The 24,286-nt window shown below is 70.0% G+C and carries 24 protein-coding genes; 9 read left to right on the top strand and 15 right to left on the bottom strand.

Going from position 1 to position 24,286, the window contains the following annotated elements:
• Window positions 1-33: 33 nt before the first annotated feature.
• The gene (locus tag KV106_RS01100; protein ID WP_057607172.1) at window positions 34-234 is read left to right on the top strand and encodes a hypothetical protein; all 201 of its coding nucleotides are present in this window, start codon (window positions 34-36) and stop codon (window positions 232-234) included.
• Window positions 235-251: 17 nt separating this feature from the next.
• On the opposite strand, the gene KV106_RS01095 is transcribed toward KV106_RS01100, so the two are convergent.
• From KV106_RS01095 to mltG, 13 genes are all read right to left on the bottom strand, one after another.
• Entirely contained in the window at window positions 252-1,427 is a 1,176-nt protein-coding gene (locus KV106_RS01095; RefSeq protein ID WP_261205741.1) for a c-type cytochrome, read from the bottom strand.
• 25 nt (window positions 1,428-1,452) lie between these two features.
• On the bottom strand, window positions 1,453-2,259 hold the full coding sequence (locus KV106_RS01090) for an ABC transporter ATP-binding protein (RefSeq protein ID WP_261205740.1): 807 nt from the start codon (window positions 2,257-2,259) through the stop codon (window positions 1,453-1,455).
• Window positions 2,253-3,365: an ABC transporter permease gene (locus tag KV106_RS01085; protein WP_261205739.1), complete on the bottom strand. Its 1,113-nt coding sequence runs from the start codon at window positions 3,363-3,365 to the stop codon at window positions 2,253-2,255. The genes KV106_RS01090 and KV106_RS01085 overlap by 7 nt, the downstream gene beginning before the upstream one ends.
• Window positions 3,366-3,537: 172 nt before the next feature.
• Entirely contained in the window at window positions 3,538-4,824 is a 1,287-nt protein-coding gene (locus KV106_RS01080; RefSeq protein WP_261205738.1) for an acyl-CoA dehydrogenase family protein, read from the bottom strand.
• Between the two features lie 74 nt (window positions 4,825-4,898).
• Window positions 4,899-5,492 (bottom strand): phosphatase PAP2 family protein, encoded by a 594-nt coding sequence (locus tag KV106_RS01075; RefSeq protein WP_057590245.1) that lies wholly within the window; start codon window positions 5,490-5,492, stop codon window positions 4,899-4,901.
• Between the two features lie 148 nt (window positions 5,493-5,640).
• Window positions 5,641-6,093 (bottom strand): hypothetical protein, encoded by a 453-nt coding sequence (locus tag KV106_RS01070; RefSeq protein ID WP_057590246.1) that lies wholly within the window; start codon window positions 6,091-6,093, stop codon window positions 5,641-5,643.
• Window positions 6,094-6,435: 342 nt separating this feature from the next.
• Window positions 6,436-6,651 carry a hypothetical protein gene (locus KV106_RS01065; protein WP_261205737.1) on the bottom strand — a complete coding sequence of 72 codons (216 nt, stop codon included), beginning with the start codon at window positions 6,649-6,651 and terminating at the stop codon, window positions 6,436-6,438.
• Between the two features lie 161 nt (window positions 6,652-6,812).
• Complete coding sequence (locus tag KV106_RS01060; RefSeq protein WP_261205967.1) at window positions 6,813-7,478, bottom strand: ankyrin repeat domain-containing protein; 666 nt, start codon at window positions 7,476-7,478, stop codon at window positions 6,813-6,815.
• Window positions 7,478-8,284 (bottom strand): TatD family hydrolase, encoded by an 807-nt coding sequence (locus KV106_RS01055; protein WP_261205736.1) that lies wholly within the window; start codon window positions 8,282-8,284, stop codon window positions 7,478-7,480. The genes KV106_RS01060 and KV106_RS01055 overlap by 1 nt, the downstream gene beginning before the upstream one ends.
• 74 nt (window positions 8,285-8,358) lie before the next feature.
• Window positions 8,359-8,775 (bottom strand): PilZ domain-containing protein, encoded by a 417-nt coding sequence (locus KV106_RS01050; RefSeq protein WP_261205735.1) that lies wholly within the window; start codon window positions 8,773-8,775, stop codon window positions 8,359-8,361.
• Window positions 8,772-9,785 carry a DNA polymerase III subunit delta' gene (locus KV106_RS01045; RefSeq protein ID WP_261205734.1) on the bottom strand — a complete coding sequence of 338 codons (1,014 nt, stop codon included), beginning with the start codon at window positions 9,783-9,785 and terminating at the stop codon, window positions 8,772-8,774. Before KV106_RS01045 ends, KV106_RS01050 begins: the two co-directional genes overlap by 4 nt.
• Window positions 9,782-10,444 (bottom strand): dTMP kinase, encoded by a 663-nt coding sequence (tmk, locus tag KV106_RS01040; protein ID WP_261205733.1) that lies wholly within the window; start codon window positions 10,442-10,444, stop codon window positions 9,782-9,784. Before tmk ends, KV106_RS01045 begins: the two co-directional genes overlap by 4 nt.
• Window positions 10,441-11,463 carry an endolytic transglycosylase MltG gene (mltG, locus tag KV106_RS01035; RefSeq protein WP_261205732.1) on the bottom strand — a complete coding sequence of 341 codons (1,023 nt, stop codon included), beginning with the start codon at window positions 11,461-11,463 and terminating at the stop codon, window positions 10,441-10,443. Before mltG ends, tmk begins: the two co-directional genes overlap by 4 nt.
• A gap of 156 nt (window positions 11,464-11,619) precedes the next feature.
• Here mltG and ygfZ point away from each other — a divergent pair, with 156 nt between their 5' ends.
• The gene (ygfZ, locus tag KV106_RS01030) at window positions 11,620-12,552 is read left to right on the top strand and encodes a CAF17-like 4Fe-4S cluster assembly/insertion protein YgfZ (protein ID WP_261205731.1); all 933 of its coding nucleotides are present in this window, start codon (window positions 11,620-11,622) and stop codon (window positions 12,550-12,552) included.
• Window positions 12,553-12,767: 215 nt separating this feature from the next.
• The gene (locus KV106_RS01025; protein ID WP_261205730.1) at window positions 12,768-13,676 is read left to right on the top strand and encodes a hypothetical protein; all 909 of its coding nucleotides are present in this window, start codon (window positions 12,768-12,770) and stop codon (window positions 13,674-13,676) included.
• 7 nt (window positions 13,677-13,683) lie between these two features.
• Here KV106_RS01025 and KV106_RS01020 read toward each other — a convergent pair whose 3' ends face one another.
• On the bottom strand, window positions 13,684-14,544 hold the full coding sequence (locus KV106_RS01020) for a YbgC/FadM family acyl-CoA thioesterase (protein WP_261205728.1): 861 nt from the start codon (window positions 14,542-14,544) through the stop codon (window positions 13,684-13,686).
• Window positions 14,545-14,577: 33 nt separating this feature from the next.
• Entirely contained in the window at window positions 14,578-15,540 is a 963-nt protein-coding gene (locus KV106_RS01015) for an alpha/beta hydrolase (RefSeq protein ID WP_261205726.1), read from the bottom strand.
• Window positions 15,541-15,679: 139 nt separating this feature from the next.
• Here KV106_RS01015 and KV106_RS01010 point away from each other — a divergent pair, with 139 nt between their 5' ends.
• From KV106_RS01010 to KV106_RS00985, 6 genes are all read left to right on the top strand, one after another.
• A complete protein-coding gene (locus KV106_RS01010) occupies window positions 15,680-16,816 on the top strand; it encodes an iron-containing alcohol dehydrogenase (protein WP_057590258.1) in 1,137 nt (378 codons plus the stop codon).
• 166 nt (window positions 16,817-16,982) lie between these two features.
• Window positions 16,983-19,328: a type VI secretion system Vgr family protein gene (locus KV106_RS01005; RefSeq protein WP_261205724.1), complete on the top strand. Its 2,346-nt coding sequence runs from the start codon at window positions 16,983-16,985 to the stop codon at window positions 19,326-19,328.
• A 12-nt stretch (window positions 19,329-19,340) separates the two neighbouring features.
• Complete coding sequence (locus tag KV106_RS01000) at window positions 19,341-19,778, top strand: hypothetical protein (protein ID WP_261205722.1); 438 nt, start codon at window positions 19,341-19,343, stop codon at window positions 19,776-19,778.
• Window positions 19,779-19,793: 15 nt separating this feature from the next.
• The gene (locus KV106_RS00995) at window positions 19,794-22,451 is read left to right on the top strand and encodes a DUF2169 family type VI secretion system accessory protein (protein ID WP_261205721.1); all 2,658 of its coding nucleotides are present in this window, start codon (window positions 19,794-19,796) and stop codon (window positions 22,449-22,451) included.
• Entirely contained in the window at window positions 22,448-23,581 is a 1,134-nt protein-coding gene (locus KV106_RS00990) for a pentapeptide repeat-containing protein (RefSeq protein ID WP_261205720.1), read from the top strand. Before KV106_RS00995 ends, KV106_RS00990 begins: the two co-directional genes overlap by 4 nt.
• Window positions 23,578-24,255, top strand: a complete 678-nt coding sequence (locus KV106_RS00985; protein ID WP_261205719.1) for a DUF3540 domain-containing protein — start codon at window positions 23,578-23,580, stop codon at window positions 24,253-24,255. Before KV106_RS00990 ends, KV106_RS00985 begins: the two co-directional genes overlap by 4 nt.
• Window positions 24,256-24,286 lie beyond the last annotated feature (31 nt).

Below are 24,286 nucleotides of genomic sequence, written 5' to 3'. Positions count from 1 at the left end.
CGCAGAATGGGGGCGTTCCGTTTCGAGTTCCTCATGCCCCAGCGCACCTATCACTCCGTGGCCGCACAGGCCCAGCTCGTCATCTCGCGCACCGCCGAGGCCTGGACCGTCCCGCCCGCATCGGCCCATGCGATCGCGCGTCGCGCGGCCTACGGCCATGTGCCGCGCCGCGCATTGCGCCGGCTTCAGGCCATGGCGGCGCTGCGGCCCGCGGTGCTGATGCATTCGTGGTGAGCGACGGCGCCATGCCGTCAATGCACGAAGCCGCCTTTCACGAAGCGCACCGGCTGCGCATCCATGCGCGCGATCAGCGCGCCGAGGCCATCGGCCGCGGCCGCCGGGATGGTCGTTGTTCCTGAGGCGGTCTCCGCGCGGCACAGCAGGTCGTCGTCGCTCCAGGCACTCTTGCCGGGCTCGCCGCGCGCGCGCAGCCAGCCCTGGCGGTCGACCAGCAGTTGCGTGCCTTCGAGCTTCTCGGTGGCGGCGATCAGCGAGAAGGCCTCCCACGCCGCCGGAGAGTCGGCCACGCAGGCGATGCTTCGCTCGTGCGCATTCGACGCGAGGCCGGGACGCGGCTCGAGCAGCACCGTCACCAGCCGCGGATCCTCGAGCAACGCACTTGCGTTATCGCTGGCGGCCACGATCCGCAGGCGCTGGCCGCGCCAGCTGCTGAGCATGCGCACCGGCTTGCCGTCGCAACGCACCGCCATGTCGGGCGGGCTCACGGGCTGGGCCCAGACGCCCGCCACGCGCAGGCTTTCGCCGGCGGCCTGGGCCTTCATGAAGTCGATCAGGGCCCAGGCGTCGCTTTCGCTCAATCGGCCTTGAAAGCCCGGCATGGTCTGCGCGCCATGGCGATCCCGCGTGCCGTGCAGCACGCGCCACAGCAGGTCGCCATCGGCGCGGCGCCAGAGCAGCGGTCCGGCGAGATTCGGCGGCCACACGGGCTGCGACGCGGCCAACGGCCCCTGGCCGCGTCCGTCGCTGCCGTGGCAGGCCACGCAATCCTGTGCATAGAGCATGCGGCCGCGCGCGATCGATTCGGCGCTGAAGCCCGTCGCATGTTGTTGAAAGCTCGTGGGGTGAGCGGGCACGAGGACCACGTGGGCATCGGGCCAGGGTGCCAGCACCACGGGCAGCACCGCGGCGCCCAGCAGCCAGATCCGGCGCCGTCGCCACAGCAGCGCCACGACCAGCACGAGTAGAGACAGTCCCAGCAGCACCACGCTGACGCCGAGCCGGCGCGCCTGGCCCAGGTCGATCAGCAGGTTCTCGCCCGACAGCCGCTCGGCCCAGGGCCACGCGGGCTGTCCGTGCGCATGCGCGACCAGGCCCAGCGCATCGAGCAGCCGCAGCAGTTGCAACTGCAGGGTCTGCAGCGCCTCGATCAGCAGATTGAGCCAGGCCGCATCGGGCAGCGCGTTCATCGCGCCCGCGCCTCGAAGGCCTGCCTCACCAGGTCGCGTCCAGACCCAGGTGGCGCAGCGCCTCGTGCCGCAGCTCGGCCAGGCGCGGATCGCCGCGATGGCGCGGGTAGGGCAGGTCCACCACCAGTTCGGCCGCGATGCGCGCCGGCCGGTCGCTCAGCACGATCACGCGGTTGGCCAGGAACAGCGCCTCCTCGACGTCGTGCGTGACCAGCAGCGCCGAGAAGCCGTCGCGCTGCCAGAGGTTCACGAGCTCGCTCTGCATCGCGATGCGCGTGAGCGAATCGAGCTTGCCCAGCGGCTCGTCGAGCACCAGCAGCTGCGGGTCGTTGACCAGCGCGCGCGCCAGCGCCACGCGCTGCGCCATGCCACCCGACAGTTGATGCGGATAGGCCTTCGCGAACTCGGTGAGGCCGACGCGCTGCAGCGCCTCGTCGACCCGGCCGCGCTGCGCTTCGAGCACGCCGCGCGCCTGCAGGCCCAGCGCCACGTTGTCCCAGACGCTGCGCCACGGGAACAGCGTGGGGTCCTGGAACACCACGATGCGCGAGGGATCGGGCTTCTCGATGACCTCGCCGTTCTGCGTGATGCGTCCCGGGGTCGCGGGCTCGAGGCCGGCCACCAGGCGCAGCAGCGTCGACTTGCCGCAGCCGCTCGGGCCGAGCAGCGCGACGAACTCGCCGGGGCGCACCTGCAGGTCGATGTCGTCGAGCACCTGCAGCACGCCCGTGGGCACTTCGAACCAGTGGCTCACGCCGTGGATGTCGATCAGCGCGCCGGTGTGGGCGGCAGCGCCTGTCTCGACGGCGTGGGAGAGGACGGCGCCTACCATTTGACGGTTCCCTTCTGCCACGACAGCACGCGGTCGCGCACCTTGAACAGCAAGGTGATCAGGCCCGAGCACAGCGCGGCCATCACCAGCAGCGCGGCATACATGTTGGCGTAGGAGGCCCAGCCCTGGGCCCACTGCAGGTACCAGCCGAGGCCGGCCTTCACGCCCATCATCTCGGCCGTGATCAGCACCGAGAACGAGGCGCCCAGGCCCATGAACAGGCCCACGAAGACCTGCGGCAGCGCGGCCGGGATGGCGACGCGCAGCACCAGGAAGCGCTCGGAGGCGCCCAGCGTGCGCGCCACGTCGTAGTAGCTCTTGCCGACCGAGGCCACGCCCGACCAGGTCAGCACCGCGACCGGGAAGAAGGTGGCGAGGCCGACCAGGAACACCGCGGCCACGTAGCTCGAGGGCGCGAAGAAGAAGGCCAGCGGCAGCAGCGCCGAGGCGGGCACCGGGCCGAGGAAGCGCAGCAGCGGATGCACCCAGTAGCCCGCGATGCGCGACCAGCCGACCGCCACGCCGGTGACGAAGCCGACCAGCGCGCCGATCACGAAACCGTTGGCCAGCAGGCGCAGCGAGTAGGCGGTGGACAGGCCCAGGCGCTGCCAGTCCTCGTGCAGCACGTCGATCAGGCTCTGCGGCGGCGCGAAGAAGGGGGAGGGCAGCACGGCGAGCTTGGCGGTGGCGATCTCCCACAGCGCGAGCACCAGCGCCGAGGCCACCAGCCACTGGCCGGCGGGACGCAGCGTGCGCGCGACGCGGCCGGCACGCGGGCCGAGCAGCGCGATGACGAGGAACACGGCGGCGACTGCCAGCGTGGCGTAGCCGAATTCCTCGGTGAAATTCCAGTCGCTGAAGCCGATCGGCTTGTTGGGCCACAGCAGCGTGAGCAGGCCCAGCGCCAGCCAGGCCGCGGCGGCCAGCACGCCGGTGCGCCAGAGACCCGGCGGCAGCGCGTGCCGGCGCGCGAGCACGGTGGCGGCATCGGTGGCCACCGGTGCGGGCGGGCGCGGCGCGCGAGGCTGGGGAGCCGCGGTGGGGCCGCGGAACTCCGGCGCGTTCAGCACGCCGGACACGTCGAGTGCGTGGTCGGCCGAGGTCATGCCTGGGCGCTCCCGATGGCAGGTTGATCGTCGAAGAGGGTCATGGGAATTGCTCCGCCGGAGGATGAGGAAGGGAAGGGCGAGTGTTGGCGCTGCACCCTTCCCGGCCAACGAATGAATGCACGCATGGATATGCGGATTCGTCGGCTGCGGCATGTCGCCGCCGGGGCTTTCAGGACGAGACGTTCGCGCCCACGGCCCAGTAGAAGGTAGGCCGCGCGCCGTTGAGCAGGTGGTCGCCGACCACGCGGCCCTTGTAGATGGTCGGGTTGTGAGAGGCCAGCGTGCGCGCGTTGCGCCAGTGGCGGTCGAGCCGGATGTCCTCCTGCAGCGCCGAGGCACCGCCCACGTCGAACAGCCGCGTGCCGGCCTGCAGCACCGCGTCGACGATGCCGGCTTGCGCCTTGGCGGTCTCGAGCTCGACCTGGAACAGCAACTGCTCGGGGATCGCTTCGCCGCGCTGGCGCCGGCGGTCGATCTCGCCCAGCGTGCGTGCCACCGCCTGCACCGTCGAGCTCGCGACGAAGGCCGTGCTGGCGAGCTGGCCGACGACCTGCTGCACCAGCGGATCCTCGCGCGGCGTGCTGCCGCTGCCGTGGCTGTAGACGCGCTTGCGCGGCCGCACGAAGTCGACCGCGTCGCGCACGATGGCGCGCGCGATGCCGGCCAGGGTGGCGAGGTGCGTGAGCTGGAACTGCGCGGTCAGCGGCGTGGGCTGGTCGCGCACGTAGAGCAGCACGTGCGCCGGGTCGACGCGCACGTTGCGAAAGCGCGTGGTGCCCGAGGCGCTCAGACGCTGGCCGAAACCGCGCCAGTCGTCGACGCGCTCCACGCCCGGCGCCTCGGAGGGCACCAGCGCGATCACGCGGTCGTTGCTGCCGTCGTCGTTGTGGCGCTGCGCCGAGACCGCGATCCATTCGGCGTAGAGGGTGCCGGTGCTGTAGTACTTGTCGCCCTCGAGGCGCCAGCCGTCGCCGTCGCGGCGCAGCGTGGTCTGCATCTGGCCGAGTGGGCCTTCGCCGAGCTCGGTGGTGGCGTTGCCGAAGATCACGCCGTCGGCCGCGAGCCGCAGCCAGGGACCGTGCAGCGCGGGGTCGATCTCGGCGAACAGGCGCTCGATGAAGCCGAAATGGGCGCGCAAGATCTGCGGCAGGTTGGAGTCGGCCTCGCCGAGTTCGATCAGCAGGTCGAAGAACTGCTCGACCGAGGCGCCGAGACCGCCTTGGGCGACCGGCACGCGCAGCGCACCGAAGCCGGCCTGGGCCAGCCAGGCCACGGCGTCATGGGCCAGCAGGCGTTCGTTCTCGCGCTGCACCGCGGCTTGGGCGATGCGCGCGAAGATCGGGCGGAAGCGATCGGCGAGCTGATCGTACGAGGGCGGTTGCGGGGCGCGCGGCGACTCGGCGGCGGGCGATGGGTTGCCGGGCGCGGTGCGCGGCGGATGCGTGAGGGATTCCATGGGGCGACGACTTTGCAGTCGCGCCCTTCGATTGGGAAATGCGCTTTTCGAGTTTTCTTATGCGCCGCGGGACTTCAGGCGCGCGACCTCGGCATCGTCGGCCAGCGCTTGCCCGACAGGCTCGGCATGCGGCCGACGAGTCGCCGCGTGCCGAGTTCCAGCATCCACCAGGCAGCACCCACCAGGCCCGCCATGAGCGCGCCGAACATCAGCCCGGCCGCGATGTCGAGCGGGAAATGCACACCGACGTGGATGCGCGCCCAGCCCGTGGCGGCCGCGACCACGAACAGCGCGACGCCCGCGGCGCGCAGCGCCGGCCGTGCGAGGAAGGCAAAGGCCACCATGAACATCACCGACGCATGCGTGCTCGGCAGCGCGGCGCTGGCACCGTGCGATATGTAGGCCGGCACCAGGCCCATGATGAAGGGGCGCGGCATGTTGATGCGCGCGGCGATGTCCTGGCACAGCATGGCGGTGAGCCCGGCGCCCGCGAGCACGAAGAAGGCGTAGGTCCAGTTGCCGGGCCGGCGCCAGGCGGCGGCACCGATGATCGCGGCGGAAAGCCATGCGCCGCCGAGGGCGAGCCCGATCGCGATCGACAACACCCAGGGCGTGGGCTGGGTGCCGGCGGCGAGCCAGCGCAGCAGGTCGAGGTGGAATTCGTTCACGGAGCCTCCCCGAACGGACGAAATGGGACGAAGACGGCGCGCGCGCGGTCGAAGGACATGAATGAGTCTCGTGGGGCGAAGTGAAGTGGCCTTGCCGTACGGGACGACAGAAGCGATGGGTGCGGCGCGGAAAGGCCGCCAGACCGTGTCAGGCGAACGACGGCGGTGCCGTGGTCGGCGGTAGGCGCAACCAGGGGCGGGGCAGGGGAGGCGCCCCACTCCGCGCGCTGGTGCGACGCCACGGTCCATGGCGAACGCCGGGCAGTCCGGTGGCGGCCACGGCGATGGTCAACGGCAGCAGCGCGAGCACCAGGCCCATGAAGCCGTCGAACGCCGTGCTCAAGGCATTGACCATGGGCGTGCAGCAGGAGGCCTGCGCGAACATGGTGGTCTCGAGGCTGTCCGCATGGCCGGCGCGTTCGTCGGGTTCGAAGCGCACCGTTTCGCCGGCGTTGCGCACCTTGAGGCCGGGCTCGTCCTCGAGGCCGTCGTTGTGGAAGTGCGCCGAGATGAAGGGATGCAGCAGCACCAGCCAAAGACCGATGGCGCACCCGATGCATCGGTGCGCGTCGACCCATCGGCGGAACCTGGCCAGCAACATGCGGCGGATGCTAGGCAGCAAATATGAACGGAATATGAGTACTCGCAGAACTTCTCGGGACTTCGAGCCATTTCCGAAGGTCCTGAACTATCGGCGCCGTCCGACACGGCGAGAAATCCTGGAGGTTCAGCATCCGCGTGTCCCGAGCGACTCCTCCTCCCTGGCTTGGGGCACCTGCCGTGACAGCGGCAGGTTCTTGAGCGCCCGGCTTTGCGCCGGGCGCCTTTTCTCTGCCATGTTATTTTACATAATGCACATTGTGCACATTGTGCACATTGTGCAGATTAGCTGGACCAGATCCAAAGCCAGGGCCTCTTGGCCATCAGCTCCTGGCGCTCAACTTCAGTCCCGCGCGTCCAACCCGCCGTCAGTCGTCAGTTCCGCCCGCTGGAACCGCCGGCGCCGACGCAGCGCCTCGCTCATGCCATCGCGGACACCGGCCTTGATGACCAGGTACAGGAGCCAGCCCACGAGCGTGCCGGCGATCAGGATGGCTGCGAGCAAGGACATCCGCCATGCCAAGGCGCCGCCACCGAGCTGCTGTAGGGTGAATTGCATGGATGTTCCGGGCAGAAAAAAGGGCTTCGATGAAGCCCTCATTCTGTCCGCGCCTGTTTCCAAAAAATACAAACTTCATCATCCAGACACTTGACGGAGCCGGTAATAAATCACGCTTTCATGGTTCCAGCATCGAAAACTACTAATTTATTAGTAAATTCTTACCATTTTCCGTCTTTTGGCACCGGTTTCGCCGCTGAAGCCGCCGCGATCAACCCCGCGGCTTCGGACCGATTGGCGCGGTTGGCGAAGTCGACGGCGGTCATGCCGAGCTGGTTCTTCATCGTCACGTCGGCGCCCTCGGCCAAAAGCAGCTTCACCGCATCGGTCGAGCCGTACATCGCGGCCATCATCAGCGGCGTGGTGCCGTTGGGCGACTGCGCGTCGATGAAGGCGAAGTTGTCGAGCAACTGCTTCATGATCGCCACGTGCCCGCCGGTCGCCGCATAGTGCAGCGGCGTCCAGCCGGGCTTGTTGATGTCGGCGTCGCGCTTGATGAGCTGGGTGACGAGCTCCTGCTGTCCCTTGATCGCCGCGAGCATCAGCGGGCTCTCGTCCTTGGCGTTGCGCAGCTCGACATTGGTCTGCGGCGACTCCAGCAGCACCTGGACCACCTTCGGCGACGGCTCGCGCAGCGCGATCAGCAGGCCGGTCTGGCCGCGTTCGTCGCGTGTGTTCGGATCGAAGCCTCGCTGCAGCAGGCTGCGAACGCCGCTGGGGTTGTCGGCGCGCACGGCCCGGAAAAAATCTTCGAAGGAACCTGCGTGCGCAGAAAAAATCGCAGAAAAAACAGATAGATAGACGAGCTTCTTGAAGTTTTTCTTCATCATTGTCGAACCCCCTTGAACAGTGTTTCGAAGTTGTCGCTGGTCGCCCGGGCCACGGCCTCGAGCGGCAACTGCCGCAGCTCGGCGATCTGCCGCGCCACGTACGGCACGTAGGCCGGCGTGTTGGTCTTGCCCCGGTACGGCACCGGGGCAAGGTATGGGCTGTCGGTCTCGATCAGCATGCGCTCGAGCGGCACGAAGGCCGCCACGTCGCGCAGATCCTGCGCCTTCTTGAAGGTCAGGATGCCCGAGAAGGAGATGTAGAAGCCGAGATCCAGCGCGGCGCGCGCCACCTCTGCCGTTTCGGTGAAGCAGTGGAACACGCCGCCGACCGCGCCCGCGGAGCCGTCCTCGCCCTCCTCCTTGAGGATCGCGATGGTGTCGGCCGAGGCTTCGCGCGTGTGGATCACCAGCGGCTTGCCGGTCTGCCGGGCGGCGCGGATGTGCACGCGGAAGCGCTCGCGCTGCCATTCGAGGTCGGCGATGCTGCGGCCGCCCTTGCGTTCTTCCATCTGGTAGTAGTCGAGGCCGGTCTCGCCGATCGCCACCACGCGCGGCCGCGCGGCCAGGCGCACGAGGTCGTCGACGCTGGGCTCCAGCGTGTCTTCCGTGTCCGGATGCACGCCCACGCTGGCCCAGAAGTTGTCGTAGCGCGCGGCCAGCGCCTGCACCTCGTCGAACTCCTCGAGCCGGGTGCAGATGCACAGGGCCCGGTCGACCTGGGCGGCGTCCATGGCGGCGCGTACCGCATCCATCTGGTCGGCGAATTCGGGAAAGGTCAGGTGGCAGTGGGAGTCGGTGAACATCGCCAGGAATCTGAGGAAACGAAGGAAGCCGGGAAAACTGGCGAGCGCAAAAGGCGGCCGGATCGCCGCCGATGTCAGATCGTCTGCGTGGGCCGGTCGGAAGCCATCGAGCCGCCCAGCGCGGCCTCGATGCGCGCCTTGAGCTGGCGCGATTTCTCGTCGGACGGAAAGCGGATGCCCACGCCGGGCGCCCGGCTGCCGGCCGCGCGTGCCGGCGTGATCCAGGCGACCTTGCCGGCCACCGGATAGCGTTGCGGGTCCTCGGGCAGGGTCAGCAGCACGTAGACGTCGTCGCCGAGCCGGTATTCGCGCGAGGTCGGAATGAAGATGCCTCCCTCGGAGAACAGCGGGATGTAGGCCGCATAGAGCGCCCCCTTCTCCTTGATGGCGAGCTGGATGACGCTCGGCCGGTGCGGCGCGGCGCCACCCGCGGCGTTGGCGGCGGCAGCGGCTGCTGCGGAGTTGGCGGACGGGGCTGCGGATTGGTTCATGGGCGGCGAGCGGCTGAATTGAGGGTGCTGCGCGCTTCGCTCACGAGCGCTTCCAGCATGAGTCCTGCATTGAACGGATGTTCCGCGGTCCGGGCCGACGCGGCCAGCGATTTCGACCAGCGCGCCAGCGCGAGCCGCGAGGGCGCGGCCGGCAGGTCGCCGGGTTCGAAGAAACGCGGCGCCGCGCCATTGCCGACGGCCATCAGGTCGTGGCAGAGCTTCTGCAAGGCACTGACCGCCTGGGCCGGCGCCTGGTCGGCCAGCGCGCCGACGTCGCCGCGCAGCACGGCCTTGGGCAGCAGCGCCCAGGCCTTGGGCGACTGGCCGGCGCGCGCGAGCCGCAGGGCATCGCTCGGGCGTCCGCCGGCCGCGCGCAGCAGGGCCGCGGCATCCGCCGCCGGAACGTCCTGCGCCGCAAGCCAGGCTTCGGCCTGTTGCATGTCGGGCCAGGGCAAGGTGAAGCCGAGGCAGCGGCTGCGGATGGTCGGCAGCAGCTGCCAGGCGGCCTCGCTCGCGAGCACGAAACGCACGTCGCCCACCGGCTCCTCGAGCGTCTTGAGCAGCGCATTGGCGGTGATGGTGTTCATGCGCTCGGCCGGATAGACCAGCACCACCTTGCCGCGGCCGCGTGCGCTGGTGCGTTGGGCGAAACCGACCGCGTCGCGCATCGCCTCGACGCGGATCTCGCGGCTCGCCTTGCGCTTCTTGTCGTCGATGTCGGCCTGGGCCTTCTCGTCGAGCGGCCAGTCCAGTTCCTGCATCGCCACCTCGGGCATCAGCACGCAGAGGTCGGCATGGGTACGCACCTCGATGGCGTGGCAGCTCGGACAATGGCCGCAGGCGGCGCCCTCCTCCGTCGGCTGCTCGCAGAGCCAGGCCGAGGCCAGCGCGAGTGCCAGGTCGTATTGGCCCAGGCCCGAGGGCCCCTGCAGCAGCCAGGCGTGACCACGCTGGCGCAGCAGCTCGACCAGCGGCTGGCGCAGCCAGGGCGACAGTTCCGCCGCGGTCATGCGCGTCCCTCCCCGGCCAGGCCGCGCGCCACCAGCGCCGCCTCGACCTGTTGCCAGACCTGGTCGCGGCTCTGGCCCGCATCGATGCGCACGAAGCGCGCCGCATCGGCGGCAGCGCGATCGGCATAGCCCTGCGCGACCTTGCGGAAGAACTCGACCGGCTGGGCCTCGAACTTGTCGGGCACGCGCGCGCCGGCCAGGCGCTGGGCCGCGATCTCGGGCGCGAGATCGAACCACAGCGTGATGTGCGGCTGCAGCAGGGCCACCTCGGATTGCCCGCCGCGTCCGGCCTGCGCCCAGCGCTCGAGCGTGGACAGCATCTCGGTGTCGAAGCCGCGGCCGCCGCCCTGGTAGGCGAAGGTGGCGTCGGTGAAGCGGTCGCACAGCACCACGTCGCCGCGCGCCAGGGCCGGCTCGATCACCTGCGCGATGTGGTCGCGCCGCGCCGCGAACACCAGCAGCGACTCGGTCAGCGGGTCCATCGGCTGCTCGAGGATCAGCGTGCGCAGCGTCTCGGCCAGCGGCGTGCCGCCCGGTTCGCGCGTGCGCGTGACCGCGCGGCCCCGGCCCTCGAAGAGCGCCTGCAAGGCATCGAGGTGGCTGGACTTGCCGGCCCCGTCGATGCCCTCGAGCGTGAGAAAGAGTCCGCCAGCGTTCATTGGGCCGCCTTCGTCGCAGGGGTGCCGCCGCCGCGCTGGTAGCGGTTGACGGCACGGTTGTGGTCGTCGAGCGATGTGCTGAACTGGCTGGTGCCGTCGCCGCGCGACACGAAGTACAGCGACTTGCTCTGCGCCGGCTGCACGGCCGCCAGCAGCGCGGCTTTGCCGGGCATCGAGATCGGCGTGGGTGGCAGGCCGTTGCGCATGTAGGTGTTCCAGGGCGTGTCGGTCTGCAGGTCCCGCTTGCGCAGGTTGCCGTCGAAGGCGGTGCCCATGCCGTAGATCACGGTCGGGTCGGTCTGCAGCGGCATGCCGATGCGCAGCCGGTTGTTGAAGACGGCGGCGATCTCGGCCCGGTCGGCCGCCTTGCCGGTCTCCTTCTCGACGATGCTCGCGAGGATCAGCGCCTGCTCGGCCGATTGCAGCGGCAGGTTGCTCGCGCGCGCGGCCCAGGCGGCCTCGAGCTTCTTGTCCATGGCGCGCATGGCGCGCTGCAGCAGCGCGATGTCGGTCGAGCCCTTGGAATAGGTGTAGGTATCGGGGAAGAAGCGGCCTTCGGGATGCTGGCCGGGGCGGCCCAGCTTTTCCATCAGCGCCTCGTCGCTCAGGCCCACGCTGTCGGGCTTGAGCTGCTCGGCCTTGGCGAGCGCGGCGCGCACCTGGCGGATGTTCCAGCCTTCCACCAGCACCAGGCTGCGCGTGGCCTCCTCGCCGCGCACCAGGATGTTGAGCAGCAGCTTGGGCGTCACGCCGCGGTCGAGCTCGTAGCTGCCGGCACGCATCTGCCGGTCCTGGCCCGAGATGCGGAACCACAGGTAGAGCAGTTGCGGATCGACCGCCACGCCGGCATCGGCCACGGCCTGGGCGATGCCGCGCGGCGTGGTGCCGGGCTCGACCGACAGGTCGACGTTGGGCGCCGGCAGCTTGAGCGGCTGGTGCACCCACCAGAGTCCGCCGGCACCGGCGGCCAGCGCGGCCAGGGCAGCGAGCAGGAAGATCGTGAGGAAGAAGCGGCGCACGGATCCGATGGATAAGCGGAAGAAGAAGGAGGCGATGAAAGGGGCCGAGCGGGGCGGACGCGAAAGGAGCGACCGGACAAGGCGGTGGCCCTGCAAGAAGAAAGGCTGCCGTCCCCGCGGTCCCGACGAATCGGGCCCGGCCATGATAATTCAGCGATGACCACAGTCGTTCTCAATGGCGTTGCGCCCCTCGCCCATCTGGGCGTGATCCGTGCCGAGGGCCCCGATGCCGCGGCCTTCCTGCATGGCCAGCTGACCCAGGATTTCTCCCTGCTCGGCGCCGCCGAGGCCCGCCTGGCGGCGCTGTGCACCGCCAAGGGCCGCGTGATCGCGAGCTTCATCGGCATCCGCCCGCAGCCCGAGCTGGTGCTGCTGGTCTGCAGCCGCGACATCCTGGCCGCCACGCTCAAGCGGTTGTCGATGTACGTGCTGCGCGCCAAGGCCAAGCTCAGCGACGCGACCGAGCAGTTCGCGTTGTTCGGCCTCGCGGGCACCGCGCTCGCGGCCAACGGCATCGACGCTTCCGCCGCGCCCGGCCAGCGCCGTGCGATCGAAGGCATCGAGGGCGGCAGCGCCATCTCCCTGTACCCGGCCGACGGCGTGCCGCGCGCGCTCTGGCTGGCCCCGGCCGGCAGCGCCGCGCCGCAAGGCGCCGCGCTCGATCCGGCCCTGTGGTCGTGGAGCGAGGTGCGCAGCGGCATCGTCACGCTCACCACGCCGGTGGTCGAGGCCTTCGTGCCGCAGATGATCAATTACGAATCGGTGGGCGGCGTCAACTTCAAGAAGGGCTGCTACCCCGGCCAGGAAGTGGTGGCGCGCAGCCAGTTCCGCGGCACGCTCAAGCGCCGCACCTACCTCGTCAAGGCCAACGGCGAAGTCGCGGCCGGCCAGGAAGTCTTTGCCGCCAGCGACGCCGAACAGCCCGTGGGTACGGTCGCGCAGGCCGCGCCCGCGCCCGACGGCGGCTGGGCCGCGCTGATCTCGATGCAGATCGCCGCGCTCGAGGCCGGCGGCCTGCATGCGGCCTCGGCCAGCGGCCCGGCGCTGAGTGTGGAACCTTTGCCTTATCCGCTGCTCGAAGATATCTGAGTTCTCCGAACAGCACCGGGCGCCGACCACCGACGCCACGCTGCAGCTTGAAGCCCAATCAGTGAGGCGTTTTGGGCTTCCAACGCCCGTCGTTCGGGCGCAAGGCGCTATCTTTCAGATAGCGCCTTTTTTTGTGCGTCTTTCTTGACCCCGTTGCCGCCGGTGCGCCGTAGAAGCCTGCACCGACCACTTCCGGCAAGGAAAGAGAGACCTCCATGAACCGCAGATTCTTCTCCACCGCCCTCGCGCTGGCCGCGCTCTCGGCCTGCACCCAGACCCCGGCGCGCCCCTATCTGCCGCCCTCGCCCGTCGACCGCCTCGGCAGCCTGATGGAAGTCAGCGTGGTCGACCGCGCCACCGGCCGCGAGCTGCCCGTCTACCGCGCCAACGGCGAGTACTGGGTGGCCGGGCGTCCCGGCGCGCGCTATGCCGTGCGCCTGCGCAACCGCATGGGCGAGCGGCTCATGACCGTGATGTCGGTCGACGGCGTCAACGTGCTGACCGGTGAAACCGCGGGCGTGCAGCAGAACGGCTACGTGCTCTCGGGCGGCGAGCGCGCCGACATCGCGGGCTGGCGCAAGAGCGATTCGCAGATCGCGGCCTTCGAGTTCACGGCCAACGGCAATTCGTACGCGAGCCGCACCGGCCGCCCCGACGAGGTCGGTGTGATCGGCGTCGCGGTGTTCCGCGAGCGCGTGGCACCACCGCCACCGCCCGTGCCGATGCCGTTCCCACGCCGCGACGGCTACAGCCGCGAGGAATCGGCGCCGCGCGGCGAACTCGAGGCCCGCAACAAGTCGATGGCACCCTCGGCCTCGGCCTCGGCCGACAGCGCGGCGCCCGGGGAATCCTCCGCCATGGCCCAGTCGCGCAGCCAGCCCGCGCCCAGCCTGGGCACCGGCCATGGCCGCCGCGAGACCTCGTACGTCGGCCACACCACCTTCGAGCGCCTGCGTTCCTCGCCCGACGAGGTGGTGCGCATCCGCTACGACAGCCGCGAGAACCTCGTTGCCGCGGGCGTGATCCCGGCCAGCCCGGCACCGCGCTGGCCGCGTCCCGCGGGACCGTCGCCGTTCCCCGCATCCGAGGCGGGCTACGTGCCCGATCCGCCGCCGCGCTACTGAGCGACGCTCAACGCAGCGTGCGCCGCATCTCGATGTGCGGGATGTCGGCCTCGACGAAGGGCTCGCCATGCACCGCATAGCCGAGCCGTTCGTAAAAACGCTCGGCGCTGCGCTGCGCATGGAGCGCGATCTCCGCATCGCCGCGCGCCCGGGCCGCGGCCTCGAGCGCCTGCACCACCGCCACGCCGTGGCCGCCGCTGCGCAGCGCGCGATGCACCGCGATGCGGCCGATCATCGAGCGGCCGTCCCGCGCCGGCAGCAGCCGGCCGGTGGCGATCGCCTGGCCGAGCCGGTTGCGCACCACCACGTGCGGCACGGCCGCGTCGTGCTCGTCCCACTCCATCGCCTCGGGCACCTTCTGCTCCTCGATGAAGACCGCGCGCCGCAGCGCCGCCGCGCCTTCGCCGAGCGTGGCCCAGTCGCCGGTGTCGATGGCCCGCATCGTCTCGCCGGCCTCGAAGCCCTCGAGGATCGCGCGCAACGAGGCCGGCACCGGCTTCGAGGTCTGCGTGGCCGGGTCCGCGAACACGTAGACCAGCTCGCAGCCGACCAGGAATTCGCCCTGGCGGAACAGCCCGCCCTCGAAGGTCATCGACGAGGTGCCGATGCGCGCGCAGCGCATGCCCACGTCGATCACGTCGTCCATGCGCGCCGAGGCGCGGAAGTCGATGGTCGCCTTGCGCACGTAGAGATCGCCGCCCAGCGAATGCATCGCTTCCTCGTAGGGCAGCGCGAGCGCGCGCCAGTAGTCGGCGATGGCGGTGTCGAAATACATCAGGTAGTGCGCGTTGAAGACGATCTTCTGCATGTCGACTTCGGCCCAGCGCACGCGCAGGCGGTGGAAGAAACGGAAATCACTGCGTTGCATTCTTGTTGTCTCCAGGGAAAAGAAGTCGGATCGTCAGGGCCGCAGCGCCTCGCGCAGCGCCTTCGCCGCGTCGTCCTGCGCCTGCAGCGCCTCGGGCACCGCGCGGCCCATCTTGAGGAACTCGTGGATCACGCCGCGGTAGATCTCGAGGTCGACCGGCACGCCCGCGGCACGCAGCTTGTCGGCATAGGCGATGCCCTCGTCGACCACGGGGTCGCACTCGGCCAGTGCGATCCAGGCCGGTGCCACGTCGTCGACGTCGTCGGCGATCAGCGGCGCGAAGCGCCAGTCGTCGCGGTCGGCCGGGCTGCGCACGTACTGGCCGAAGAAGTAGTCGATCAGGGCCTTGGTCAGCAGCGGGCCCTGCGCATAGCGGCGGTGCGACTCGGTGTCCTGGTGGCCGGTCATGCCGGGGTAGATCAGCAGCTGCAGCGCGAGCGGCAGGCCCGCGTCGCGCGCGAGGATCGCGCAGACCGCGGCCAGCGTGCCGCCCGCGCTGTCGCCGCCGACCGCGAGCCGCGCGGGATCGAGGCCCAGGCTCGCGCCCTGGCGCGCGACGAAGGCGAAGGCGTCCCAGGCATCGTCGGAAGCGGTCGGGAACTTGTGCGCGGGCGCGAGCCGGTAATCGACCGACACCACCGCGCAGCCGCTCTTCTTGCTGAGCACGCGGCACAGCGTGTCGTGGGTGCGGATGTTGCCGACCGTGAAGCCGCCGCCGTGGAAGTACACGAGCACCGGCAGCACCTCGGCCGAGGGCGCGTAGAGCCGCGCGGGGATCGCGTGGCCGTCGCGCGCGGCGATCTCGAAATCCTCGATGCGCGCGAGCTCGGGCTTGGGCACCTCGAGCACGCCCGCGCCGCGCTCGTACGAGGCCTTGGCCTCCTCGGGCGTGAGCTGGTCGAGCGAAGGGTGGCCGGCGCGCGCCATGCGCTCGACCACGCTGGCCATCCTGGCGGTCAGCGGAGGGGAAAAAGGTACGGGGGGATTCGTCGTCATGTCATGGGAAGCCAACGAGCGCTGTGCCGAGTGCGACAGCGTCGAGGGTTTTCTTCGTGGGCAAGCTGCCTGCCTGTTGGTAGATTCGATGGTCCGCCATCGTACTTGCCTGCCAGCTCGAGAACCCCTCCCCCACCCCATGGCCCTCATCCAATACCTGACCCAGATCCAGTTCGAATTCGGCGCGGTGAAGCTGCTGTCGAGCGAGTGCGCGCGCATCGGCATCAACCGCCCGCTGATCGTGACCGACGCCGGCGTGCGCGCGGCCGGCATCCTGCAGAAGGCGATCGACGCCATCGCCGACCTCGAGGTCACGATCTTCGACCAGACCCCGTCCAACCCGACCGAGGCCGCCGTGCGCGCGGCCGTCGAGCTCTACCGCAGCGGCCGCTGCGACGGCCTGATCGCCGTGGGCGGCGGCTCGGCCATCGACTGCGCCAAGGGCGTGGCGATCGCGGCCACGCACGAGGGCCCGCTCAAGACCTACGCCACCATCGAGGGCGGTTCGCCGAAGATCACCGAGCGCGTGGTGCCGCTGATCGCGGTGCCCACCACCAGCGGCACCGGCAGCGAGGTCGCGCGCGGCGCGATCGTGATCGTCGACGACCACCGAAAGCTCGGCTTCCACAGCTGGTTCCTGATGCCCAAGGCCGCGATCTGCGACCCCGAGCTCACGCTCGGCCTGCCGCCGCGCCTGACCGCCGCCACCGGCATGGACGCGATCGCGCACTGCATGGAGACCTTCATGTCGGCCGCCTTCAACCCGCCGGCCGACGGCATCGGCCTTGACGGCCTCGAGCGCGCCTGGGGCCACATCGAGCGCGCCACCAAGGACGGCAGCGACCGCGAGGCACGCCTCAACCTCATGAGCGCCTCGATGCAGGGCGCGATGGCGTTCCAGAAGGGCCTGGGCTGCGTGCACTCGCTGAGCCACAGCCTCGGCGGCGTCGATCCGCGCCTGCACCACGGCACGCTCAACGCGCTGTTCCTGCCCGCGGTGATCCACTTCAACGCCGGTGCCGAGTCGGTGCAGAAGGAGCAGCGGCTGCAGCGCATGGCGCAGGCCATGCACCTCGATTCGGCTGGCGACCTCGGCGATGCGATCCGCGACATGAACGCGCGCCTGGGCCTGCCCAGGGGCCTGGCCGAAGTGGGCGTGACGCCCGCGCTGTTCGAGCAGATCATCGACGGCGCGATGGCCGACCACTGCCACAAGACCAACCCGCGGCTGGCCACGCGCGACGACTACCGCGCGATGCTCGAAGCCTCGATGTGAGGCCGGGCCGTGGCGCTTGGCCCGGCCTTATAAACAGTTCGTCTTAAGCGCGCGGTCTTAGCGCGTCGCATGCACCATCGCGTCATGTCGATGACATGAGGGCTTCCTAGACTGGCCTCGACGACCCGCACCCGCCGGGTCCTTCGAGAACAGGGAACACCTTCGAATGACGCGAACCATCCGGGTCCACACCGCACTGAGCGCCGAGCAGCTGAAGTTTCGCGCGATGCGGGGACAGGAAGGCCTCTCCAGACTCTTCGAGTTCGAGGTCGACATGGTCAGCAACAGCTTCAACCTCGACCTGAAGACGCTGCTGGGCACCTCGCTGAGCATCGAGGTCTCGGACGATGCCGGCCCGCGCTTCCTCAACGGCACCGTGGTGCGCTTCGAACTGCTGGGCCGTGCCAACGAGACCGGCCGCCACTACGTCTACCGCGCGCTGGTGCAGCCCTGGCTCTGGTACCTCACGCGCACCACCGACAGCCGCATCTTCCAGAACAAGAGCGTGCCCGAAGTGCTCGACGAGGTGCTCGGCAAATACGGCTTCGAATACGAGAAGCGACTGACCGGCAGCTACCGCAGCTGGGAGAACTGCGTGCAGTACCAGGAGAGCGACTTCGCCTTCGCGAGCCGCCTCATGGAGCACGAAGGCATCTCCTACCACTTCGAGCATTCGAACGGCTCGCACCTGCTGGTGCTGGCCGACGACGCCGGCGCCTACCGGCCGCTGCCCGGCTACGCCAGCATCCCGTACCGGCCGCGCGACCGCGTGGTCGATGCGCTCGAGCCCTGCATCGACCGCTGGCGCGTGGCCGAGCAGATCACCTCGGGCCGAGTGATGCTCGACGACTTCGATTTCCGCAAGTCGCGCGCCTCGCTGCAGAGCGTGCAGCAGGACCCCAAGGGCCACGACCATGCTTCGTACGAGGTCTACGAATGGCTGGGCGGCTACAGCGAGCACCAGCAGGGCGACACCTATGCGCGCATCCGGCTGCAGGAGCTGCAGTGCGCGCACGAGCTGGCCGCGGGCCACACCAACGTGGCGGGCATGGCGCCCGGCTACCTGTTCTCGCTCACGCATTGCCCGCGCGAGGCCGACAACCGCGAGTACCTGGTCACCGAGACCCGCTACGACCTGCAGGAGCCCGAGTACTCGAGCGGCGGCAGCGCCGAATCGGTGTGCGAGTTCGACTTCACCGTGCTGCCCTCCTCCGTGGCCTACCGACCCGCGCGCAAGACGCCGCGCCCGCGCACCAACGGCCCGCAGACCGCCACCGTGGTCGGCCCGCAGGAGATCTGGACCGACCGCTTCGGCCGCGTGAAGCTGCAGTTCCGCTGGGACCGCTATGGCCAGGCCGACGAGAACAGCTCCTGCTGGGTGCGCGTGTCCAGCAGCTGGGCCGGCGCGAACTTCGGCACCATGCACATGCCGCGCGTGGGCCAGGAGGTCATCGTCGACTTCATCGGCGGCGAGCCCGACCGGCCGATCATCACGGGCCGCGTCTACAACAGCGACCAGATGCCGCCGTGGGAACTGCCGGCCAACGCCACGGCCAGCGGCATCCTCACGCGCTCGAGCGAGGGCGGCGCGGCCAACCAGGCGAACATGCTGCGCTTCGAGGACCGCACCGGCGCCGAGCAGATCCTGCTGCATGCCGAGCGCAACCTCGACGTGGAGGTCGAGGCCGACGAGACCCACACCACCGACGGCACGCGCACCACGCTGATCAAGGGCCACGAGTCGGCCACCTACCAGGACGGCGAGACGCGCGACATCACCGCGGGCGCGCAGGAGACCATCACCGGCGGCGACACCCGCGACGTGACCGGCGGCTTCAGCGAGACCATCAGTGGCGGCGTCAACCAGCGCATCACCGGCGGCAAGAACCGCAACCTCGCGGGCGGCCTGAACGACACCATCACGGGCGGCGTGAACCTCGCCATCACCGGCGGCTTCCACGGCACCATCGACGGCCAGGAGATCCGCTTCGTGAGCGGCGGGCGCAACGACACCATCAACACCGTCAACAACACGACGGTCAACGGCCCCTCGACCACCATCGTGACCGGCCCGACGGTGCACACCTCGCCCGACGTGACCTTCAACACCACGAACCACGTCCACAACACGACGCAGCACGTCATCAACACCAACGTCTACAACACGACGTCGACCACCTACAACAACACGACCAACAACTACACCAACAACTCCACCGTCTACAACAACAACTACGCCTCGAGCGGCGACTGGCGGCTCGCGCGCGTGGGCGGCGTGGGCTTCCGGCTGAGCCTGGTGGGCATGTCGCTGGACGTGTGGGGCGCGCGGCTGCAGTACTACGCGGCGCTCAACGCGCAGCTCGCGACGGTCAAGATCGACGTGGCCATCTTCTCGATGAAGAACGCGCCGCTGAAGATCAGCACCACGGGCCTGAAGATCGCCAACAAGGGCATGCTGATCGCGACCGGCGGCCTGGCGGCGAAGTTCAAGGTGCTGACACTGGTGGCCTGACGAAGCGAACGAATGGAAATCCTGCTGTGGATCGTCTTCGCGGTGCTGATGGGCTCGATGCTGCTGGTGGCGGTGTCGGTCGTGATCGCGGCCACGCGCGAGAACCGTATCTATTCGGCCGAGGCCAAGACCTGGGAGCGGCTGGCGCAGACCGGCATTCCCGCGCAGGCCGTGGTCGAGTCGCTCAAGCGTTCCGAGAATGAACTCTCGCGCGGCGGCTCGCAGGGCCAGACCGTCTATGCCGTCGAACTCGCACTGCGCGTGCTCGGCACCGACGCCGTCGTGGAAGAACGACGCGCCGTCGTGCGCACGCTGATCGACGAAGGGCTGCTGCCGCAGTTCGCGGTGCCCGGCAAGCCGGTGCACCTGCTGCGCGATCCGAACGACGCCTCCATCTTCGCCATCGACCGCGCGCGCACGCCGCTCGAGATTCCGCGCGCCTCGCACTGAGCCGCGCGCCCGCCCGTGAAAACAGTCAAACCCCTGCGGCTGAGCGTCATCACGCGCCCCTTCCTGCGCCAGGGCCATCAACGCCTGGCACTCACGGTGATGGGCATGGTGCCGATGGACGAACAGCCGGTACTGCTGCCCGAGACCGAATTCTGGAAGACGGTCTCCGAGGAGCTGGGCCCCACCGGCGCCATCGACCTCGGCATGCCCAAGGCCTGCGCCGAGTTCCTTGCCACCGGCCATGCCTACACCCATCACCAGGCCGAGAAGACAGCCTGCGCGGTCGAGCTGCGCGTGGGCGCGCTGGCACGCCGGTTCGCCGTGTTCGGCGACCGCTACTGGATCGACGGCCGCGCGAGCGCACCGCAGCCCTTCGAATCGATGCGGCTGGACTGGAGCCGCGCCTACGGCGGTCCGGCCTTCGCCGACAACCCGCTGGGCATCGGCCACCAGCCCGAACTCGTGAACGGTTTGTGGGTGCAGCGCTTGCCCAACGTCGAGCATCCGCAGCGCCGCATCGACCATCCGGGCCGCACGATGGAGCCGGCCTGCCCCGGCGCGATCGACGTGAGCTGGCCCGCGCGCATGCGGCTGATCGGCAGCGACTACGGCGCGCACTGGCGCGAGCACCTGTTCCCCGGCTTCGCGCAGGACATGGACTGGCGGCTCTTCAACGCCGCCGTGCCCGAGCAGCGCTGGCCCCAGGCCGACCGCATCGCGGGCGGCACTCCCTACGAGATCTTGAACATGCATCCCGCGCGGCCCGTGCAGCACGGCCGGCTGCCCGACTGGCGCGCGCGCGGCTTCGTGGCGCGCAGGACGCAGGCCGGCAGCGACGAGCCTGGCCACTTCGACGAGGTCGAGCTGCGGCTCACCACGGCCTGGTTCTTCCCGCACCGCGAACAGATCGCGCTGATCTTCCATGGCGAGACCGCGATCGCCGAGGACGACGCCGCCGACATCACGCACCTCATGCCCGCCATCGAGCGCGCCGCCGATGCACCGCGACCGCTGGCCCACTACCTCGAGATCCTGCAGCGCCGCAGCGATCCCGAGACCGGCGCGCTCCACACCTTCCGCGACGAGGAACTGCTGCCCGCCGAGACCATCGGTCCCTGGCTCGACCAGCTCGAGGAAGAGGAATCGCCGCTGGTGCGCAACATGCGCGAACGCGCGCGCGTGCTGCGCGAAGACCTCGCCGACAAGGGCGTGGCAGCCGGCCACAAGCCGCGCCACTTCAAGGAGCGCGCGGTGCCCGAGCCCTTCACCAGGCGGCCGAGCCTCAGCGAGCTGCCCGCGTTCATGGAGCGCGCCAAGGCCTACGAGCGCGAACAGTTGCAGAAGCTCGAGGACGGCCGCCGCGACCTCGCGCGGCATGCGAAGGCCAACGCGCCCGAGTCGCGCAAGGTCGGCTTCGACACCGGCGAGATGGTCGACGGCGCGCAGCGCACCGAGGTCAAGGGCCCGCCGGCCTTCGATGCGAAGACCGTGATGCAGGGCCTGCTGGGCATCGCGCCCGCCACGCGCAGCCCGCAGATGCCGCCCGAGCAGCAGCGCGCGCTCGAGCAGGCGGCCGAGAACGGCCGCCGCGGCCTGATCGACATGTACCGGCTCGGCGCCCAGCACCAGAGCGCCGCCGATGCGATGGACGGCACCCGCGCGGCCGAGGCGCGCGAACGCGTGCTGCAGCTCATGGCGACCACGCGCGATCTCTCGGGCCTGGACCTGACCGGCGCCGACCTCTCGGGCATCGACCTGCGCGGCGCCCGGCTGCACCGCACCCTGCTCGAAAGCGCCTCGCTCGCGGGCGCGCAGCTCGACGGCGCCGATGCCACCGAGGCGGTGCTGGTGCGCGCGAACCTCGCGCATGCCTCGCTGGCCCACTGCGTGCTCGATCGCGCCAACCTGAGCCTCGCACGCTGCGAGCGCACCTCGTTCGCGCACGCCCGGTTGCACGAAACCACGAGCGAGAAAAGCCGCTTCGACCACTGCGACTTCGGCGGCGCGCGGCTCGCGCACCTGAACCTGTTCGGCATGCATTTCGAGGGCTGCCGCTTCGACGATGCGCACTTCGACTACGTGACCGTGCTCGAAGGCAGCCGGCTCGTGGACTGCAGCTTTCGCGGCGCCACGCTGCACAAGTTCGGCCTCATTGCCTGCGAGGTCGAGGGCCTGGACTTCGCGGGCGCTTCGCTCGAAGCCTGCGCCTGGGCCCACACCGTGGCCGACCGGCGCGTGAGTTTTCGCGGCGCCACGCTGCGCACCACCTGCTTCGTCGGCACCAGCAGCCTGCGCACGGTCGATTTCGAAGGCGCCACGCTGGTCCATTGCAGCCTGCGCGAGATGCAGCTCGAGGGCGCGCGCTTCGTGCGCGCCACGCTCGACACCTGCGATCTCTCGGGCTGCGTGCTGACCGGCGCCGACCTCGGCGCCATCGATGCGCCCGACAGCCTGTTCATCCGCGCCGACTTCACCCAGGCCTCGCTGCGCGGCGCCAACCTCATGAATGCCCATCTGCAGAAATCCCGCCTGCTCTCCTGCGACCTGCGCGAAGCCAACCTGTTCCGCGCCGACGTTTCGCAGACCGTGATCGACACGGTGACCGACACCCACGGCGCCTACCTCGAACAGGCCAAGACGCTGCCGCGGCGCGCGGCGGATCCGGTGCAATGACGCCGGAGACCCTGGCCCTGAAACTGCGCGGCGGCGAATTCATCGAGCGGCAGGATTTCCAGGGCATGCGATTCGATGGCCTGGACCTCAGCGGCGGCGCCCTGCGCGACTGCGATTTCTCCAACGCCAGCCTGCGCGGCGCGAAGCTCGCCGAGTCGGCCTTCGATGCCTGCCGCTTCGACGGTGCCGTGCTCGACGGGGCCGACCTGCAGCGCGCGGGCTTCCACCGCTGCAGCCTGGCGCGCGCGAGCCTGCGCGGCGCCACGATGAGCCGCGCGGCTTTCAGCGATTGCGAGCTGCACGAGGCCGATGCCGCCGAGGCCAAGGCCGACCTCGCTGCCTTTCACCAGAGCCGGCTCGATGGCACTAGCTTCGCGGGTGCGGACCTCACGAAGGCCGTGTTCGGCGAATCGAGCCTGGCCGGCACCCGCTTCGACGCGGTGACGCTCGACACCACCGTCTACTACCGCGCCGCGCTGCGCGACGCGCGCTTCGCGGGCGCCAGCTTTCACAACGTGATCTTCAGCGAGGCCGATCTCGCGGGCCAGGACTTCTCGGGCCAGCAGTTCCGGCTCTGCCAGTTCATCGATGCCGACCTCGGCGGCTGCAACTTCGACCGCGCGACGCTGGTCCAGTGCAACTTCAAGGGCGCGAAGCTCGCGCGCGCGGTGCTCACCGCGGTGCATGCGCCGCAGTGCCTGTTTCCCGAGGCCGACCTGCGCCAGGCCGATGCGCGCGGCGGCCATTTCGACCAGAGCCTGTGGGTCTGTGCGCGGCTCGACGACGCCGACCTGTCGGATGCGCGGCTCGAGCAGTGCGTGTTCCATCGCGCGCGGTGCCGCCGCACCTCGTTCGCGCGCAGCCGGCTCGTGTATGCGGACTTCGCCTATGCCGACCTCGGCGAGGCCGACCTGCGCGGCGCCTTCTTCGAGCGCACGCAGATGCACCGCGCGCTGCAGTCCGGCACCCGATGGGGCGAGCGCGGCGGCGTGCTCGACAGCGACCCGGCCCTGTTCGAGGCCGAACGCTTCTCGGCCGCGCGCCAGGACCGGCCGCAACGCGCGGGCCGCGACGGTTTCGGCCGGCCGCTGCCTTCCACTTCCGACGACCTCGAGGACCTCGCACCATGAGCCCCGCCGCCCTGCGCGAACGCGCCTCCGCTCCTACCGCGCACCACGCACCGGACATGCAGGCCTTGCTGCGCCGTCCACTGCCCGCGCCCGCCGCCTGGACCGGCAACGCCCTCGGCACCGTGCTGCAGGCGCTGCCCGGCGATGCCTTCCTCGTCGAGGCCCAGGCCGGCGGCGAACGCTGGCACTGCCCGCGCGCCGCGAGCTGCCTGCTGCAGCCCTCGGTCGGCGACACGGTGCTGGTGGCCGGGCCGCGGCGCGACCAGGCCTACCTGATCGCCGTCATCACGCAGGCCGATCCCGCACAGGCGCGGCTCGCGGTCGACGGCGTGCTCACGCTGCAGGCCGGCACCCGGCTCGAACTGGCCGCGCCCGAACTCGATCTGCGAGCGCGCAAGGCAGAGGTCGAGATCGGCGAGATGGACTACCGCGGCGGCGAAGTGCGCATCACCACGCTGCTCGCGCGCTTCGTCGGCCGCACCTGCGAGACCGTGCTCGACCGGCTCAGCGTGCTCACGCGCTCGAGCTTCAGGCTCACCGAGGAGGTCGAGCAGGTGCGCGCGGGGCAGATCGACTACCAGGCCGAGGAGACCCTGCGGTTGCATGCGAAGAACACGCTGGTGAGCAGCAAGGGACTGGTCAAGGTGGATGCCGAGCAGATCCACATGGGCTGACCCGAAAGCTCGCCCTGTCAAACCCCATACC

It is taken from the genome of Variovorax endophyticus (assembly GCF_025376855.1).
In the GTDB taxonomy this organism is placed as follows: domain Bacteria; phylum Pseudomonadota; class Gammaproteobacteria; order Burkholderiales; family Burkholderiaceae_C; genus Variovorax.
This window is presented reverse-complemented; position numbering and strand designations above follow the sequence as displayed.

Coding starts and splice junctions, on each gene's coding strand:
- KV106_RS01050 (WP_261205735.1), bottom strand. CDS start 8,775: ATGAACCAATCCGCAGCCCCGTCCGCCAACTCCGCAGCAGCCGCTGCC.
- KV106_RS01060 (WP_261205967.1), bottom strand. CDS start 7,478: ATGAAGAAAAACTTCAAGAAGCTCGTCTATCTATCTGTTTTTTCTGCG.
- KV106_RS01065 (WP_261205737.1), bottom strand. CDS start 6,651: ATGCAATTCACCCTACAGCAGCTCGGTGGCGGCGCCTTGGCATGGCGG.
- KV106_RS01025 (WP_261205730.1), top strand. CDS start 12,768: ATGAACCGCAGATTCTTCTCCACCGCCCTCGCGCTGGCCGCGCTCTCG.
- KV106_RS01015 (WP_261205726.1), bottom strand. CDS start 15,540: ATGACGACGAATCCCCCCGTACCTTTTTCCCCTCCGCTGACCGCCAGG.
- KV106_RS00985 (WP_261205719.1), top strand. CDS start 23,578: ATGAGCCCCGCCGCCCTGCGCGAACGCGCCTCCGCTCCTACCGCGCAC.
- tmk (WP_261205733.1), bottom strand. CDS start 10,444: ATGAACGCTGGCGGACTCTTTCTCACGCTCGAGGGCATCGACGGGGCC.
- KV106_RS01095 (WP_261205741.1), bottom strand. CDS start 1,427: ATGAACGCGCTGCCCGATGCGGCCTGGCTCAATCTGCTGATCGAGGCG.
- KV106_RS01000 (WP_261205722.1), top strand. CDS start 19,341: ATGGAAATCCTGCTGTGGATCGTCTTCGCGGTGCTGATGGGCTCGATG.
- KV106_RS01100 (WP_057607172.1), top strand. CDS start 34: ATGCCCCAGCGCACCTATCACTCCGTGGCCGCACAGGCCCAGCTCGTC.
- KV106_RS01020 (WP_261205728.1), bottom strand. CDS start 14,544: ATGCAACGCAGTGATTTCCGTTTCTTCCACCGCCTGCGCGTGCGCTGG.
- KV106_RS01080 (WP_261205738.1), bottom strand. CDS start 4,824: ATGGAATCCCTCACGCATCCGCCGCGCACCGCGCCCGGCAACCCATCG.
- KV106_RS01055 (WP_261205736.1), bottom strand. CDS start 8,284: ATGTTCACCGACTCCCACTGCCACCTGACCTTTCCCGAATTCGCCGAC.
- KV106_RS01005 (WP_261205724.1), top strand. CDS start 16,983: ATGACGCGAACCATCCGGGTCCACACCGCACTGAGCGCCGAGCAGCTG.
- ygfZ (WP_261205731.1), top strand. CDS start 11,620: ATGACCACAGTCGTTCTCAATGGCGTTGCGCCCCTCGCCCATCTGGGC.
- KV106_RS00990 (WP_261205720.1), top strand. CDS start 22,448: ATGACGCCGGAGACCCTGGCCCTGAAACTGCGCGGCGGCGAATTCATC.
- KV106_RS01085 (WP_261205739.1), bottom strand. CDS start 3,365: ATGACCTCGGCCGACCACGCACTCGACGTGTCCGGCGTGCTGAACGCG.
- KV106_RS01070 (WP_057590246.1), bottom strand. CDS start 6,093: ATGTTGCTGGCCAGGTTCCGCCGATGGGTCGACGCGCACCGATGCATC.
- KV106_RS01010 (WP_057590258.1), top strand. CDS start 15,680: ATGGCCCTCATCCAATACCTGACCCAGATCCAGTTCGAATTCGGCGCG.
- KV106_RS01045 (WP_261205734.1), bottom strand. CDS start 9,785: ATGACCGCGGCGGAACTGTCGCCCTGGCTGCGCCAGCCGCTGGTCGAG.
- KV106_RS01090 (WP_261205740.1), bottom strand. CDS start 2,259: ATGGTAGGCGCCGTCCTCTCCCACGCCGTCGAGACAGGCGCTGCCGCC.